General features: G+C 57.8%; 18 protein-coding genes. 17 read left to right on the forward strand and 1 reads right to left on the reverse strand.

What is annotated here, in order from left to right; all coding sequences use genetic code 11:
* Positions 1-12: 12 nt before the first annotated feature.
* The 14 genes from rplR to C5750_RS05025 all read left to right on the forward strand — a co-directional run bounded on the left by rplR (position 13) and on the right by C5750_RS05025 (position 10,388).
* Complete coding sequence (gene rplR, locus C5750_RS04960) at positions 13-375, forward strand: 50S ribosomal protein L18 (RefSeq protein WP_105732695.1); 363 nt, start codon at positions 13-15, stop codon at positions 373-375.
* A gap of 101 nt (positions 376-476) precedes the next feature.
* Positions 477-1,040: a 30S ribosomal protein S5 gene (gene rpsE / locus C5750_RS04965; protein WP_105732696.1), complete on the forward strand. Its 564-nt coding sequence runs from the start codon at positions 477-479 to the stop codon at positions 1,038-1,040.
* Between the two features lie 66 nt (positions 1,041-1,106).
* A complete protein-coding gene (gene rpmD / locus C5750_RS04970) occupies positions 1,107-1,307 on the forward strand; it encodes a 50S ribosomal protein L30 (protein WP_105732697.1) in 201 nt (66 codons plus the stop codon).
* Positions 1,308-1,327: 20 nt separating this feature from the next.
* Positions 1,328-1,804: a 50S ribosomal protein L15 gene (rplO, locus tag C5750_RS04975; protein WP_105732698.1), complete on the forward strand. Its 477-nt coding sequence runs from the start codon at positions 1,328-1,330 to the stop codon at positions 1,802-1,804.
* A 218-nt stretch (positions 1,805-2,022) separates the two neighbouring features.
* Positions 2,023-3,363, forward strand: coding sequence for a preprotein translocase subunit SecY (secY, locus tag C5750_RS04980; protein WP_105732699.1), 1,341 nt, complete (start codon positions 2,023-2,025; stop codon positions 3,361-3,363).
* The gene (locus C5750_RS04985; RefSeq protein WP_105732700.1) at positions 3,360-4,010 is read left to right on the forward strand and encodes an adenylate kinase; all 651 of its coding nucleotides are present in this window, start codon (positions 3,360-3,362) and stop codon (positions 4,008-4,010) included. The genes secY and C5750_RS04985 overlap by 4 nt, the downstream gene beginning before the upstream one ends.
* Before the next feature lie 211 nt (positions 4,011-4,221).
* Positions 4,222-4,590, forward strand: a complete 369-nt coding sequence (gene rpsM / locus C5750_RS04990; protein ID WP_008124949.1) for a 30S ribosomal protein S13 — start codon at positions 4,222-4,224, stop codon at positions 4,588-4,590.
* A gap of 136 nt (positions 4,591-4,726) precedes the next feature.
* Positions 4,727-5,116 carry a 30S ribosomal protein S11 gene (gene rpsK, locus C5750_RS04995; RefSeq protein ID WP_008124952.1) on the forward strand — a complete coding sequence of 130 codons (390 nt, stop codon included), beginning with the start codon at positions 4,727-4,729 and terminating at the stop codon, positions 5,114-5,116.
* A 109-nt stretch (positions 5,117-5,225) separates the two neighbouring features.
* The gene (locus tag C5750_RS05000) at positions 5,226-6,239 is read left to right on the forward strand and encodes a DNA-directed RNA polymerase subunit alpha (protein WP_105732701.1); all 1,014 of its coding nucleotides are present in this window, start codon (positions 5,226-5,228) and stop codon (positions 6,237-6,239) included.
* Positions 6,240-6,306: 67 nt separating this feature from the next.
* Positions 6,307-6,735 (forward strand): 50S ribosomal protein L17, encoded by a 429-nt coding sequence (gene rplQ / locus C5750_RS05005; RefSeq protein WP_091876971.1) that lies wholly within the window; start codon positions 6,307-6,309, stop codon positions 6,733-6,735.
* Between the two features lie 134 nt (positions 6,736-6,869).
* Positions 6,870-7,112 (forward strand): type II toxin-antitoxin system Phd/YefM family antitoxin, encoded by a 243-nt coding sequence (locus C5750_RS05010; RefSeq protein ID WP_105732702.1) that lies wholly within the window; start codon positions 6,870-6,872, stop codon positions 7,110-7,112.
* Complete coding sequence (locus C5750_RS05015; protein WP_105732703.1) at positions 7,112-7,534, forward strand: type II toxin-antitoxin system VapC family toxin; 423 nt, start codon at positions 7,112-7,114, stop codon at positions 7,532-7,534. Before C5750_RS05010 ends, C5750_RS05015 begins: the two co-directional genes overlap by 1 nt.
* 98 nt (positions 7,535-7,632) lie before the next feature.
* Entirely contained in the window at positions 7,633-9,060 is a 1,428-nt protein-coding gene (locus tag C5750_RS05020) for a DegQ family serine endoprotease (protein WP_105732704.1), read from the forward strand.
* 17 nt (positions 9,061-9,077) lie between these two features.
* Positions 9,078-10,388 (forward strand): replication-associated recombination protein A, encoded by a 1,311-nt coding sequence (locus tag C5750_RS05025; protein ID WP_105732705.1) that lies wholly within the window; start codon positions 9,078-9,080, stop codon positions 10,386-10,388.
* A gap of 90 nt (positions 10,389-10,478) precedes the next feature.
* On the opposite strand, the gene C5750_RS05030 is transcribed toward C5750_RS05025, so the two are convergent.
* Positions 10,479-12,257 (reverse strand): glucan ABC transporter ATP-binding protein/ permease, encoded by a 1,779-nt coding sequence (locus tag C5750_RS05030; protein ID WP_105732706.1) that lies wholly within the window; start codon positions 12,255-12,257, stop codon positions 10,479-10,481.
* A 205-nt stretch (positions 12,258-12,462) separates the two neighbouring features.
* Between C5750_RS05030 and crcB the strand changes: the two genes are divergently transcribed.
* From crcB to C5750_RS05045, 3 genes are read left to right on the forward strand one after another with little or no spacing between them, the layout of a single operon-like run.
* Positions 12,463-12,840, forward strand: coding sequence for a fluoride efflux transporter CrcB (crcB, locus tag C5750_RS05035; RefSeq protein WP_105732707.1), 378 nt, complete (start codon positions 12,463-12,465; stop codon positions 12,838-12,840).
* A 36-nt stretch (positions 12,841-12,876) separates the two neighbouring features.
* The gene (locus tag C5750_RS05040; RefSeq protein ID WP_105732708.1) at positions 12,877-13,866 is read left to right on the forward strand and encodes an RluA family pseudouridine synthase; all 990 of its coding nucleotides are present in this window, start codon (positions 12,877-12,879) and stop codon (positions 13,864-13,866) included.
* 35 nt (positions 13,867-13,901) lie between these two features.
* Positions 13,902-14,696 carry an ATP12 family chaperone protein gene (locus C5750_RS05045; RefSeq protein WP_105733119.1) on the forward strand — a complete coding sequence of 265 codons (795 nt, stop codon included), beginning with the start codon at positions 13,902-13,904 and terminating at the stop codon, positions 14,694-14,696.
* The last annotated feature ends 226 nt before the right edge of the window (positions 14,697-14,922 follow it).

Here is a 14,922-nt window from a genome sequence, read left to right on the forward strand (position 1 = left end):
GGAATTCGTGTCATGGCATCGCCGAAAGAAATTATTCAGCGTCGCGCTGCGCGTGTTCGCCGCCAGCTCAAGGCGGTTGCCGGTGACCGTCCGCGGCTCAGCGTCCACCGTTCTTCAAAGAATATCTATGCGCAGATCATCGACGATGCGCGTGGACATACAATTGCATCCGCATCGACACTTGACCTTGACCTGAAGGGTCAGCTCAAGACCGGTGCAGACCAGGGTGCAGCAGCACTCGTCGGCAAGCTCGTTGCAGAGCGCGCTGTCAAGGCTGGCATCAAGGAAGTTGTCTTCGATCGTGGCGCCTATATTTACCACGGCCGTGTAAAGGCACTTGCTGAAGCTGCTCGCGAAGCTGGTCTCAGCTTCTAAGGCAAGACATCCGAAATCCGGAACTGCAGGAGCTTGTCTCCTGCAAGCCGGATTTCGTCACTATCATTCGTGCTACCGGAAAAGAAAAAGGAATTAGGAGCATGGCACAGGAAAAACGGAACCGCGAGGATCGCGGCCGCAACGAAGAGCGCGATAGCGAATTCGTTGACAAGCTTGTTCACATCAACCGCGTCGCCAAGGTCGTCAAGGGCGGCCGGCGTTTTGGTTTCGCAGCTCTCGTCGTCGTTGGCGACCAGAAGGGCCGCGTTGGCTTCGGTCATGGCAAGGCGCGCGAAGTGCCGGAAGCCATCCGCAAGGCAACCGAATCCGCCAAGCGCGAAATGATTTTCGTACCGCTGCGTTCGGGCCGTACCCTTCATCACGATGTTGAAGGCCGTCATGGCGCCGGCAAGGTTCTGCTTCGTGCAGCCACAGCTGGTACAGGTATCATCGCCGGCGGTCCAATGCGCGCTGTCTTCGAGACACTGGGCGTACAGGACGTTGTTGCCAAGTCGCTTGGCTCGTCGAACCCGTACAACATGGTTCGTGCGACATTCGATGCCTTGAAGCACCAGATGCACCCCAAGGACATCGCTGCCCAGCGCGGTATCAAGTACTCCACACTGCAGGCTCGTCGCCGCGACGTGGTCGGTTCGGAAGAATAGGCCAGAAGCTGGCGCAGCAGGGCAGGGATCTCGGTCCCGCTAGCTGTAGACTAAAGGATATAAGTCATGGTTGAGAAGAAGAAGGGTAAGACGGTTACGGTCGAACAGATCGGCAGCCCTATCCGCCGTCCGGCAGAACAGCGCGCTACGCTGATCGGCCTGGGCCTCAATAAGATGCATCGTCGCCGGGTTCTGGAAGATACACCTTCCGTCCGTGGCATGATTGCAAAGGTTCAGCATCTCGTCCGCGTTGTGGACGAGGCTTAAGAACTCCGGAGATTGATCAAATGAAACTCAATGATCTGAGTGAAAACCCAGGCGCCACCAAAGCCCGCAAGCGCGTTGGCCGCGGTATCGGCTCCGGCTCCGGCAAGACCGCTGGCCGCGGTGTAAAGGGCCAGAAGTCGCGTTCCGGCGTTGCCATCAACGGCTTCGAAGGCGGACAGATGCCGGTTTACCGCCGCTTGCCAAAGCGCGGCTTTACCAACATCTTCATGAAGAACTTCAATGAAGTATCGGTTGGCCGTATTCAGACTGCCATCGATGCCAAGAAGCTCGATGCCAAGGTTGCGATTACGATTGAAACCCTGAAGGCTGCCGGTGTTATCCGCCGCGCCAAGGACGGCGTTCGTCTGCTGTCCGGCGGTGATATCACAACAGCGGTAACGATTGAAGTTGCCGGTGCGTCCAAGGCCGCGATCGAAAAGATCGAAAAGGCTGGCGGTTCGGTCAAGCTTCCTGCTGTTGCAGCGGCTGCAGAATAATTCTATTGAATGAGCGGCGGCCCTCCGGGTCGCCGCTTGTATCTTGTCTTCCCCGATCATATTTACCAAAACAATCCCGCATCATTCTTTTGGTAAATATGATGGGTAAATCTTAGTGTTGATGCATTCCTTGCACGTTTTGGGAAAGCACGGCGCAGTAACGGCACATATCTGGGTAGGACCGTCAGTGCCTGACGGGCGCAGACCGGAGACTACTTATGGCATCAGCCGCTGAACAGCTCGCCTCCAATCTTAATTTCTCTGCTTTTTCCAAAGCCGAAGAGCTTAAAAAGCGCATCTGGTTTACACTTGGCGCATTGCTGGTTTACCGGCTCGGCACCTATATCCCGCTTCCGGGTATCAATCTCGGTGCCTATGCCCAGGCCTTCAACCATCAGGCGCAGGGCATTCTCGGCATGTTCAACATGTTTGCCGGCGGCGCCGTGGCCCGTATGGCGATTTTCGCCCTCGGCATCATGCCCTACATCTCCGCATCGATCATTGTTCAGCTGATGACGTCGGTCATCCCGGCTCTGGAGCAGCTGAAGAAGGACGGAGAGCAGGGCCGCAAGGTCATCAATCAGTATACGCGCTACGGCACGGTGCTTCTGGCAACGGTGCAGGCCTATGCGATTGCCGTCGGCCTGCAGGGAAGCCAGGGTATCGTAACAAATCCCGGACCATTCTTCCTGTTTTCCACCGTCATCACGCTTGTCGGCGGAACCATGTTCCTGATGTGGCTGGGCGAGCAGATTACGGCACGCGGTATCGGCAACGGTATTTCGCTGATCATCTTCTCCGGCATTGTCGCCAACCTGCCACAGGCGATTTCCGGCACGCTGGAACTCGGCCGTACCGGCGCTCTGTCGACGCCCGTTATTCTGGCGATCATCATCCTGACCATCGCCGTCATCGGTATCATCGTCTTTGTGGAACGCGCGCAGCGCCGCCTTCTGATCCAGTATCCGAAGCGCCAGGTCGGCAACCGCATGTTCCAGGGCGATACATCGCACCTGCCGCTGAAGCTCAACACCGCAGGCGTTATTCCGCCGATCTTCGCATCCTCGCTGCTGCTGCTGCCTGCAACTATTGCCGGCTTTGCACGGAACGAGAACCTTCCGGGCTGGGCAACGACGATCCTGTCCTCGCTTGGTCACGGCCAGCCACTGTACATGGCATCCTACGCAGCGATGATCGTGTTCTTTGCCTTCTTCTATACGGCACTCGTCTTCAATCCGAAGGACACGGCCGATCAGTTGAAGAAGCATTCCGGCTTTATTCCCGGCATTCGCCCCGGCGAGCGCACGGCGGAATATATCGACTACGTTCTGACCCGCATTACGGTTCTTGGCGCAGCCTATCTCGTGTTGATCTGCATGCTGCCGGAGTTCCTGATTTCCTGGGCTGGCGTTCCTTTCTATCTCGGCGGTACGTCGCTGCTGATTGTCGTGAGCGTCACGCTCGATACGGTTGCACAGATCCAGGGTCACCTGATCGCGCATCAATATGAGGGGCTTATCAAGAAGTCTAAGCTCCGTGGAGGGAAGCGGAACAGATGAGATTAATACTTCTCGGACCACCGGGGGCAGGTAAGGGAACTCAGTCTCAGCGCTTGGTAGAAAAACTAGGGATACCGCAGCTCTCCACCGGGGACATGTTGCGGGACGCAGTCAAAGCCGGAACCGATGTCGGTTTGCGTGCCAAGGCTGTGATGGATGCCGGCAAGCTGGTATCCGATGAAATTGTCAATGCGATCGTTTCCGAGCGCATTGACCAGCCCGATGCGGCCAATGGCTTCATTCTCGACGGTTACCCGCGGACGCTTGTCCAGGCGGATGCCGTTGAACAGATGCTGTCGGACAAGGGCTTTGAGCTGGATTGTGTCATTGAGCTTGAGGTCGACGACAATGTGCTCGTCGAGCGGATCTCCGGACGGTATACCTGCGCCAAATGCGGCACGGGTTATCATGACACCAACAAGCAGCCCAAAGTACCGGGTGTGTGCGACAAATGCGGATCGACGGAATTCAAGCGGCGTCCTGATGACAATGCCGAAACGGTCCGCACGCGGCTTGAGGCCTACTACAAGCAGACATCGCCCCTGATCGGCTATTACTACGCCAAGGGCAAGCTGAAGAAGGTCGATGGCATGGCAGACTTCGAAGAAGTCACCAAATCGATCGAAAAGATTTTGGCGGAACTTTAGTTTCCGACAAAAATGTACGGGAGGAGTTGACTTTTCGGAGCGATTCCTTCAAAGACGGCGGAAATTCGCTTGGATATGAAGCGATCGGCGCCGATCCGGTAAAGCAGGTTCGGGGCTGATCGTTTGTGTTTGTCCCGGATATCATTTTCATCCCGTCATCTGGCCGGTCGCGTTGACTGCCCAGCTCTGCCGGTTAACAAGGAGAACAGACGTGGCTCGTATTGCTGGCGTCAACATCCCGACGAACAAGCGCGTTGTTATCGCGCTTCAGTACATTCACGGGATTGGTCAAAAGTTTGCACAGGAAATCGTCGAGAAAGTCGGCATTCCTGCGGAGCGTCGTGTCAATCAGTTGACCGATGCCGAAGTCTTGCAGATTCGTGAAACGATCGACCGCGATTACCACGTTGAGGGTGATCTGCGTCGTGAAGTTTCGATGAACATCAAGCGTCTGATGGATCTGGGCTGCTACCGCGGTCTGCGTCATCGCCGCTCCCTGCCGGTTCGCGGCCAGCGTACGCATACCAATGCGCGTACCCGCAAGGGTCCTGCCAAGGCAATCGCCGGCAAGAAGAAGTAAGAATTGGTGGGTGGTGAGTAGTAAGCAGTGAGTGATGGCAGCAGCCAGTTAATCATTCACTGCTTACTACTCACCACTCGCTACTGGTGGAGCCTCTGGAAATACGGAGGCGTCGAGATCAACTGAAAGGACTACTATGGCCAAGGAAGCCACACGCGTTCGCCGTCGCGAGCGTAAAAATATTTCGTCGGGCGTTGCCCACGTTAATTCGACATTCAACAACACGATGATCACCATCACGGATGCGCAGGGCAATGCGATTGCCTGGTCCTCCGCCGGTGCGCAGGGCTTCAAGGGTTCGCGTAAATCCACGCCTTTCGCTGCGCAGATGGCTGCTGAAGATTGTGCCAAGAAGGCACAGGAACATGGCATGCGTTCGCTCGAAGTTGAAGTTTGCGGACCGGGCTCCGGCCGTGAATCGGCTCTGCGCGCGCTCCAGGCTGCTGGTTTCACGATCACGTCGATCCGCGATGTGACCCCGATCCCGCACAATGGCTGCCGCCCGCGCAAGCGTCGCCGCGTCTAATCTGTTTCGACAAGATTTGGCCGCATGAGCTGATTTTCAGCTCCTCTGCGGTTTCCACGCTTCATTGCCACGATTGGATGGTGGCAAGGCAAGGATAGGGAAAAACTAGATGATCCAGAAAAACTGGCAAGAACTGATCAAGCCGAACAAGGTCGAGTTTCAGACCTCCGGCTCGAAGACAAAGGCAACGGTCGTCGCCGAGCCGCTTGAACGCGGCTTCGGCTTGACGCTCGGCAATGCTCTGCGCCGTGTGCTCCTGTCTTCGCTGCGCGGCGCTGCCGTGACTGCCGTACAGATCGATGGCGTTCTGCATGAATTCTCGTCGATCCCCGGCGTTCGCGAAGATGTGACGGATATCGTCCTGAACATCAAGGAAATCGCGATCCACATGGAAAGCGACGGTCCCAAGCGCATGGTCGTGCGCAAGGAAGGCCCAGGCGTTGTAACGGCTGGCGACATTCAGACGGTTGGCGATATCGAAATCCTCAATCCGGATCACGTTATCTGCACGCTGGATGAAGGCGCTGAAATCCGCATGGAATTCACCGTCAACACCGGCAAGGGCTACGTACCGGCTGACCGCAACCGTGCAGAAGATGCGCCAATCGGCTTGATCCCGGTTGACAGCCTCTACTCACCGGTTCGCAAGGTTTCCTACAAGATCGAAAACACCCGTGAGGGACAGGTTCTCGATTATGATAAGCTGATTTTGCAGATCGAGACCGACGGTTCGATCTCCGGTGAAGATGCCGTTGCCTATGCAGCACGCATCCTGCAGGACCAGCTGGCGATTTTCGTCAACTTTGACGAGCCGCAGAAGGAAGTACAGCAGGAACAGGTCACTGAACTTGCGTTCAATCCGGCTCTGCTCAAGAAGGTCGACGAACTCGAACTTTCCGTACGCTCGGCAAACTGCCTGAAGAATGATAACATCGTCTATATCGGCGATCTTATTCAGAAGACAGAAGCAGAAATGCTGCGCACACCGAACTTTGGTCGCAAGTCGCTGAACGAAATCAAGGAAGTTCTGGCTTCCATGGGTCTCCATCTCGGTATGGAAGTCCCGTCCTGGCCGCCAGAAAACATTGAAGATCTCGCGAAGCGTTACGAAGATCAATATTAATCCGGGCTTTGCCCGACAACCAAGCCCGGGCAATGAGCCCGAACTGAGAAATTGAAGGAGAAGGCTCATGCGCCACGGTAATTCAGGCCGCAAGCTTAACCGGACTGCCAGCCATCGTAAGGCGATGTTTGCCAATATGGCTGCATCATTGATTGAGCATGAGCAGATCGTTACAACGCTGCCCAAGGCCAAGGAAATTCGTCCCATCGTTGAAAAGCTTGTCACACTTGGCAAGCGCGGTGACCTGCACGCCCGTCGTCAGGCCATTTCGGCGATCCGCGATGCCAAGCTCGTAGCAAAGCTGTTTGACACGCTTGCTCCGCGCTATGGTCAGCGCAATGGCGGTTACATCCGCATCATGAAGGCAGGCTTCCGCACCGGTGACAATGCACCGCTGGCCGTTGTCGAATTCGTTGATCGTGATGTCAGCGCAAAGGGTTCCAAGGATCTGGCCCGCGTTGCTGCCGAACAGGCAAGCGAAGCCGAAGCCGCATAATCCAGCGCTTTTGCATCGATGATTTTGGGACAGGGGCCTTTGCGGGCCCCTTTTCTGTTTTTACCAGACTTTCGTATCGTTGAAATTGCGCTGTATTGACTATATATGACTAGTTAAATGGTCAGGAGAGTCAAATGAGCACAGTCAACCTTGTTGAAGCAAAGGCGCATCTGAGCGAATTGATTGATCAGGTCGAAGCGGGAGAGACGGTGCAGATTTTGCGCCGGGGTAAACTGGTGGCCCAACTGATGCCAGCTGGCGTGCCGCGCAAGCCGATCGATATGGCGGCATTGCGGCTGCTCACGGAAGATATGCCGGAACAGCCGGTCTCAGGCGGCGACTTTGTCCGTGAGATGCGTGATCAAGACCGCTATTGATGCTTTATCTCGACACATCCGTTCTCGTCGCCGCGCTGACGCTGGAAAGCCAGACGGCGCGCGTGCTCGACTGGCTTGCAAGTCAGCAAGCGGAGAAACTGGCTGTCAGTGATTGGACCATTACCGAGTTCTCATCAGCCTTATCGCTCAAGGTGCGCACCGGGCAACTGCAGGCGCCGCAGCGCAACAGGTCCCTTGCTGCCTTTCATCGCCTTGTCAGCGAATCCCTTGAAACGCTGCCGGTCACCGGATTGATGTTTCGATCCGCCGCGCAGATGGCAGATCGGCATGTGTCGGGGATCAGAGCAGGCGATGCACTCCATCTGGCGGTTGCTATTCATCACGGCGCCACCATCTATACTCTGGACCGCAAATTTGCCGAAGCGGGCGAGACTATGGGTGCAATGACAAGGCTGCTTTGAATGTCTCAAATTTGCTTTGTTTCGTGGCTGGTATCCGCTTTGAAATTCAGCACATTGGGTTAACAGGTTTTACTGATTCATCAGTTCGGGAGATCGACATGAGTTGTTCCAAAATCGCGCAATCGGCCCGGGCGCTGCTCGTCACCTCGGCCCTCGTTTCCGCGATGATCGTACCGGTCCATGCGCAAACGGCCGCCGATACGGCAAAGCAGGCTCCGGCATCGCGGGTGGAGGCGCAATTGTCGTTTGCACCGCTCGTCAAACAGACGGCTGGAGCAGTTGTGAACGTCTATGCGGCGCGGGAAGTGCAGCAGCGTTCGCCCTTTGCCGGTGACCCGTTTTTCGAGCAGTTCTTTGGCGGCCAGTTCAATGGCCCGCCGCGCATCCAGTCGTCGCTCGGTTCCGGCGTTATTGTCGATGCTTCGGGCATCGTGGTCACCAACAACCACGTTATCCGCGATGCGGAAACGGTCAAGATTGCCCTCTCGGATGGCCGCGAGTTTGAATCGCGCATTCTCCTGAAGGATGAATCGACGGATCTTGCCATCCTCAAGATCGAAGCTGGAGAAAAGTTGCCGATCCTGCCGCTGGCGGATTCCGATAAGGTCGAAGTGGGGGATCTGGTGCTGGCCATCGGCAATCCCTTCGGCGTGGGCCAGACCGTCACCAGCGGCATCGTCTCGGCGCAGGCGCGTACCCGGGTGGGGATTTCCGATTTCGATTTCTTCATCCAGACCGATGCGGCGATCAATCCCGGCAATTCCGGCGGCGCGCTGATCGGCATGGACGGCAAGCTCGTCGGCATCAACACGGCAATCTTTTCCAAGTCCGGCGGTTCGGTGGGCATCGGTTTTGCCATCCCCTCGAACATGGTGCGGGCCGTGGTTGAAGCCGCAAAGCAGGGCAGCGACAAGTTCGAGCGCCCCTATATCGGCGCAACCTTCCAGAACGTGACATCCGATGTGGCGGAAGGGCTGGGGATGAAACAGCCCTATGGTGCGCTTGTCACCAATATTGCCAAGGACGGACCGGCGGAGAAAGGCGGGCTGCAGGTTGGCGACGTCATTCTGGCGGTGGATGATTTCCGCATCGAGAATTTCGATGGCCTTGGCTACCGCCTGTCGACAGCCGGGATCGGCAAAACCGTCAAGCTCAATGTTTTGAGCCGGTCGCAGGAGAAGGTGATTTCCCTCGTTCTGGAAAAGCCGAGGCCGGATGATCCCGCCAACAAGTCGGTGATCCAGGGCAACAATCCGCTTTCCGGCGCGCAGGTGATCACGCTCACGCCGAGCAGCGCAGAACGATTGCATCTGCCGCCGCAAACGGCCGGCGTCGCAGTGGACAAGATTTTCGCCAATACACCGGCCGCGCGCATCGGCCTGCAGCCCGGCGACATCGTGCGCAGGGTCAATGGGCGTGATATTGCAACCGCGGCCGATCTGGCTGCTGTGATGGCCACCAAGCCGGTCCTGTGGCGTTTTGAATTCGAACGGGATGGTGCAATCATCCGGCAGATCATTCGATAGATGAGGCGCATAGGACAATGACGGACCTGTTTGCAGCAAAGGAGGATCCGGCTTCGGACCGGAGCAGGCCGCTTGCTGACCGTTTGCGTCCGCGTTCTCTGGGCGAAGTCACCGGCCAGGAGCACCTGACCGGACCGGAAGGCGCGCTGACGCGCATGATCGAATCCGGTTCGCTCGGTTCGATGATTTTCTGGGGACCGCCCGGAACGGGTAAAACCACCGTGGCACGTCTGCTCGCAGGCGAGACCAATCTTGCCTTCGAACAGATATCGGCCATTTTTTCCGGCGTTGCCGACCTGAAGAAGGTTTTTGACATGGCGCGTGCCCGCAAAATGTCAGGCCGCCAGACCCTGTTGTTCGTTGACGAGATTCATCGGTTCAACCGTGCCCAGCAGGATTCGTTTCTGCCTGTCATGGAAGACGGGACGATTGTGCTCGTGGGTGCGACCACGGAAAACCCGTCCTTTGAACTCAATGCCGCTCTCTTGTCCCGTGCGCGTGTTCTTGTGTTCCATCCGCACGATGAAGCCAGCCTGATGGCCCTGATGCAGCGCGCCGAGGACCATGAAGGCAAGCCCCTGCCGCTCGACGAGGAGGCGCGGGCGAGCCTGGTGCGCATGGCAGACGGCGATGGCCGGGCAATCCTGACGCTGGCCGAGGAAGTCTGGCGCGCGGCGCGTGAAGGCGAAGTTTTTAATGTCGAGCGGGTTCAGCAGATCGTACAACGGCGTGCCCCTGTCTACGACAAGGGGCAGGACGGGCACTACAACCTGATCTCGGCCCTGCACAAATCCGTGCGCGGATCCGATCCCGACGCGGCGCTGTACTATCTCTGCCGCATGTTCGATGCGGGGGAAGACCCGCTGTTTATCGGCAGGCGTCTGGTGCGTATGGCAAGCGAGGATATCGGGCTTGCCGATCCGCAGGCTCTGGTCATCTGCAATGCCGCCAAGGATGCCTATGATTATCTCGGCTCGCCGGAGGGTGAACTGGCCCTGGCGCAGGCCTGCGTCTATCTGGCGACGGCGCCCAAATCGAACGCGGTCTATACGGCTTTTGCCGCGGCAATGCGCACGGCCAAGGAGCACGGCTCGCTCGTGCCGCCCAAACATATCCTGAATGCACCGACCAAGCTGATGAAGGGCGAAGGCTATGGCAAGGGCTATGCCTACGATCATGATCAGCCGGACGCATTTTCCGGGCAGAACTATTTTCCCGACGCGCTCGGCCGCCAGACCTTTTACAATCCGCCTGAGCGCGGCTTCGAACGCGAAATCCGCAAGCGCATCGAATACTGGAACCGGTTGCGGGTCGAACGCGGCGAGTAGGGTGCGCCAAGCGCTTTCACTTCCAATTGGGATCAAGAAAAAGGCCGCCTCTTTCGAAGCGGCCTTTTTATCAGGTTGAATATGCCTGGCTTACGCGGCTTCCGGCGGCTTGCGCGGGAAGGGCGTGACGTTTGCAGTGTCATCATCCAGCTTCAGGCCGCCAGCCTTGAGCAGCGCGGTGAAGCGCCCGTTCTGGTGTGCCAGCTCATCGAAGCTGCCGGACTCGACGATCTCGCCATGATCCATGAAGAGAACGATGTCAGCGTCGCGAACCGTCGACAGGCGGTGGGCGATGATGAAGGTCGTGCGGTTCTGGCACAGCTTGTCGACCGCGGCCTTGACGCGTGCCTCGGTTTCGACGTCGAGCGCACTGGTCGCTTCGTCGAGGACGAGGATCGGCGCATCCTTCAGGATGGCGCGGGCAATGGCAACGCGCTGGCGTTCGCCGCCGGAAAGCTGCGAGCCGCGCTCACCGACAATGGTGTCAAAACCGGCTGATTTCGACAGGATGAAGTCGCTGGCATCGGCGGCGGCTGCCGCTGCGGCAACGTCCTCGTCTGTTGCCTTCGGACGGCCGACGCGGATGTTCTCCTCGATGCTGCGGTTGAACATGCCGGCATCCTGGAACACCGTGGCGATTGCGTTGCGCAGCGAGCGGCGGCTGATCGTGCGGGTATCGATGCCATCGACGAGCACACGGCCTTCCTTGGGGTCGTAAACGCGCTGCAGCACGTTGATCAGCGTCGTCTTGCCCGCACCTGTCGGGCCGACAATGGCAACGGTCTGACCGGCCTTCGCCTTGAACGACACGTTCTTCAGGCCCTGGGTGGACTTGGCAAATTCGAACGAGACGTTCTGGAACTCGACTTCACCGCTGATGTTGTCGAGGTCATGCACGGCCTTCGGCTCGGCCTGATAGGCAGCGGAATCTTCCATTTCATAGAAGTCTTCCAGCTTGGCACGGGCGGCAAAGATCTGGTTCACAAAGGCGCTGAGCTGATCAAGACGGCCGATGAGCAGGGCGGCAAAGCCGGTGAAGGCAACAACCTGGCCGACATTCATCTCGTTGTGCACGACGAAATACGAACCGAGGAACAGGATGACAACCATCGAAATGATGGAGGCCATGCGGTTGATACCGGCTGCAAGCGCCCACCAGTTCAGGACCGGATACTGCGAGTCCAGCAACTGCTTGGTGTAGGACTGCAAGGCACGGGTTTCTTCGTCGATGCGGTTGTAGCTCTGCAGGACGGAGATGTTGCCCATGGAGTCGGTGACGTGGCTGAATGCCTTGATGTGGTGACGTTCAACCTGCGCCTGACCATCCTTGGTCTTGGCTGTGACAACGCGGCTGACGATCACGTAGATGACGCCAAGGACGGCCAGAACCGATGCCAGGCGCCAATCCTGGGCCAAAGCCAGCGGAACAAGCCCGAGCAGAGCAACGGTCGTGGCAAGGTGCGTGCGCATGAATTCAAGCCAGAGGCTGAACAGGGTTTCAATCGCGCGCAGAAGCGTGTGCATGGCGTTGGATGTGCCGCGCTGATGATGCCATGCCAGCGGCATGCTGATCACGCGGTTATAGGATTCCGTCAGCACCGACAGCTTGCGGCGATGCGCAAGCCGGTCCGCTTCGCGCGAAACCAGAACGTTGGCGACGATATGGAACAAACCAACACCGGCCAGCTGGCTCAGGGGAGGCCAGATGGCCGTCTTGGTTGAAATAGCCTGAATGACGCGGCCCACAAGCACGGGCTCGAACAGCATTGTCAGGGCCAAGGCAATGTTGACCAGGCAGATAAACGTGGTCGCACGCTTTTCCGCCCCGAGATATTGGAGAGATTTCCAATAGATCTGTATCAATGACACTTTGCCACTCCGCTCGTTATGCCCGCTTCTGCGCACATTCCTCAATTTTTGACTCTGCATGAGGTGCTTGTGCGCTGCAATATTCAATGCTCTAAAGTTGTGTCAGTTCCGCGTCTGTTCAAGGAACATTTTTCTACGTTTGTTAACGTCCCGTGATGAGTCAAATATTTGACTTCATAGAATAAACCGCCGGAGGCAAGGCAAAGTGAACTCAATATTACTGGTTGCATCAGGCGGCGCTATCGGTTCGGTTGCCCGTTATCTCGTGGGCGTGCTGATGACCCGGATTTTTGGCGTGGCTTTTCCCTGGGGAACGCTGACCGTGAACGTGGCTGGCGGCCTGCTGATGGGGCTGTTCATTGAGCTTTTGGCCCGGCGTTTCAATGGTTCCACGGAGCTGCGCCTGTTTGTTGCGGTGGGCATTATGGGAGGCTTCACCACCTTTTCCTCGTTCTCGCTCGATGTTGCGCTGCTATGGAACCGCGGCGAGGCCTTTTTCACGCTCATTTATGTGCTTGCGAGCGTCATCTTGAGCATTGGGGCGTTGTTTTTCGGATTATGGCTCGCAAGAGCGGTCGCTTAGTGCTAAGCGCATGCCTGATTAGACAAGGTATGACTTATGGCAGTGGTAGAGCAGAAGACAGTTGACACCGGCGAAGCGGAAATGCGCCTCGACCGATGGTTCAAGGTACATTATCCGGGATTGGGTTTCGGGCACCTGCAGAAATTGCTGCGGTCCGGGCAGATCCGGGTGGATGGCTCGCGCGCCAAATCCGATACGCGGCTGCAGGCCGGCCAGACCGTGCGTATTCCGCCCTTGCAGGTGGACGCCAAGGCCGAAGGCCAGCACCTGACCGGCAAGAGCATTCGCGGACGGGAAGATGGCGACGTCCTCTCCCAGATGCTGCTGTATGAAGACCCCAAGGTTTTCGTGTTCAACAAGCCGGCTGGCCTGGCAGTGCAGGGCGGTTCCGGCGTCAATCGCCATGTGGATGACATGCTGGAAGCCTGGCGCAACAAGAAGGGTGAAAAACCCCGGCTTGTGCACCGGCTCGACCGCGATACGTCGGGCGTTCTCGTGGTGGCCCGCACGCGCGGTGCAGCGCAGGCCCTGACCGCGGCGTTCCGCGAACGCGAGACCAAGAAAACCTATTGGGCACTGGTCAAGGGCATTCCGCGCAAGCGCGAGGACAAGATCACCACCTGGCTGGTCAAGGAAACAACGCCCGATGGCGACCGGATGCGCGTTGCGCAGCACGGCGAGCCGGATTCCGATCATGCGGTTTCCTACTACCGGGTGATCGAATCCGCCGGGCAGGTGCTGACGTGGCTGGAAATGGAGCCCTATACGGGCCGTACGCATCAGTTGCGCGTCCATGCCGCCCATATCGGCTGCCCGATCATCGGCGATCCCAAATATTTCGAGGCGGACACCAACTGGTCGTTCCCCGGCGGCATCCAGAACCGCCTGCACCTGCACGCGCGCCGCATCCGCGTTCCCAATCCGTCGGGCGGGATCATCGATGTCACGGCACCGCTGCCGCCGCATATGGTGCAGACGTGGAACCTTCTGGGCCTCGATGAAAGTGATGGCGACGAAGAGAATTAGAACAGGCTGACCGGCAAGGCATACGGACGATGACGATGAACAATGACCTTTTCAATATGGACATGCCGCAAGGTCCGTCGGATACGGATCCGGTGCGCCGGGCGCAGATCCAGTCGAAGCTGCCGTTTCCCAAGCGGTTCTACAAGGCTGTAGCGGTTGTTGAGCGGGATGGTCAGTTTGCCGTTGAACTCGACGGCAAGCGTGTCAAGACACCGGCACGGCAGGACCTTTTGCTGCCAAGCCGCGCCCTGGCGCAGATGGTTGCCGATGAATTTTCCGCGCAGGACAAGGATATCGTCCCGGCACGCATGCCTGTCACCCGTCTCGCCAATACGGCGATCGATGGGATCGTCAGCGACCCCCAGGTTGTGCTCGAGGACGTGCTGCGTTTCGCCTCCTCGGACATGCTGTGCTACCGCGCTGGTTCGCCCGAACGGCTGGTCAATCGCCAGACGGAACTCTGGGACCCCATTATCGATTGGGCTGCCTCGGATCTTGGCGCACGTTTCGTCCTTGCCGAGGGCGTCATGCATGTGGAACAGCCGCGCGAGACGCTTGCCGTGCTCGGCGTGCATCTCGGGCAATTCAGGGATGCCTTTACAGTTGCCGCCCTGCACACGATCACGACACTGACGGGATCGGCCATCCTGGCGCTTGCCGTGGCAAAGGGCCGTATTACCGGCGATGAAGCCTGGACATTGGCGCATGTCGATGAAGACTGGACCATCGAGCAGTGGGGCGAGGATGCGGAAGCATCCGCCCGGCGGGCTTTGCGTGAGCGTGAAATGATCGCTGCGGTGAAGGTGCTTCAGACGATCGCAACGTCATAGCGCGGACGGGGTCTGAAGCACGTCTCTGCAACAATATATCTAGTCGGTATAGAGCTGTATCGCATTGATTCAACTGTACGTTTATTGCCTTCACCAAAACTGGGCGCAATAATTTCAATACAGGGTTTCAAGGGTGAAGCAGCATGCGCTGTGCCAGCAGCGCATCGGAAAGATGGGCCTTCCGACCATGGCAATGGCCTTGCCTTTGAACTTGGAGGTGAAGCGA

This window comes from Phyllobacterium myrsinacearum (assembly GCF_002980555.1).
GTDB lineage: Bacteria > Pseudomonadota > Alphaproteobacteria > Rhizobiales > Rhizobiaceae > Phyllobacterium > Phyllobacterium myrsinacearum.

Bases quoted from the DNA above. Each gene is read 5' to 3' on its own strand.
- rpsE (WP_105732696.1), top strand. From the start codon at position 477: ATGGCACAGGAAAAACGGAACCGCGAGGATCGCGGCCGCAACGAAGAG.
- secY (WP_105732699.1), top strand. From the start codon at position 2,023: ATGGCATCAGCCGCTGAACAGCTCGCCTCCAATCTTAATTTCTCTGCT.
- C5750_RS05045 (WP_105733119.1), top strand. From the start codon at position 13,902: ATGAACAATGACCTTTTCAATATGGACATGCCGCAAGGTCCGTCGGAT.
- C5750_RS05010 (WP_105732702.1), top strand. From the start codon at position 6,870: ATGAGCACAGTCAACCTTGTTGAAGCAAAGGCGCATCTGAGCGAATTG.
- C5750_RS04985 (WP_105732700.1), top strand. From the start codon at position 3,360: ATGAGATTAATACTTCTCGGACCACCGGGGGCAGGTAAGGGAACTCAG.
- C5750_RS05015 (WP_105732703.1), top strand. From the start codon at position 7,112: ATGCTTTATCTCGACACATCCGTTCTCGTCGCCGCGCTGACGCTGGAA.
- rpsK (WP_008124952.1), top strand. From the start codon at position 4,727: ATGGCCAAGGAAGCCACACGCGTTCGCCGTCGCGAGCGTAAAAATATT.
- rplR (WP_105732695.1), top strand. From the start codon at position 13: ATGGCATCGCCGAAAGAAATTATTCAGCGTCGCGCTGCGCGTGTTCGC.
- rpmD (WP_105732697.1), top strand. From the start codon at position 1,107: ATGGTTGAGAAGAAGAAGGGTAAGACGGTTACGGTCGAACAGATCGGC.
- C5750_RS05020 (WP_105732704.1), top strand. From the start codon at position 7,633: ATGAGTTGTTCCAAAATCGCGCAATCGGCCCGGGCGCTGCTCGTCACC.
- rplO (WP_105732698.1), top strand. From the start codon at position 1,328: ATGAAACTCAATGATCTGAGTGAAAACCCAGGCGCCACCAAAGCCCGC.
- C5750_RS05000 (WP_105732701.1), top strand. From the start codon at position 5,226: ATGATCCAGAAAAACTGGCAAGAACTGATCAAGCCGAACAAGGTCGAG.
- C5750_RS05025 (WP_105732705.1), top strand. From the start codon at position 9,078: ATGACGGACCTGTTTGCAGCAAAGGAGGATCCGGCTTCGGACCGGAGC.
- rplQ (WP_091876971.1), top strand. From the start codon at position 6,307: ATGCGCCACGGTAATTCAGGCCGCAAGCTTAACCGGACTGCCAGCCAT.
- C5750_RS05040 (WP_105732708.1), top strand. From the start codon at position 12,877: ATGGCAGTGGTAGAGCAGAAGACAGTTGACACCGGCGAAGCGGAAATG.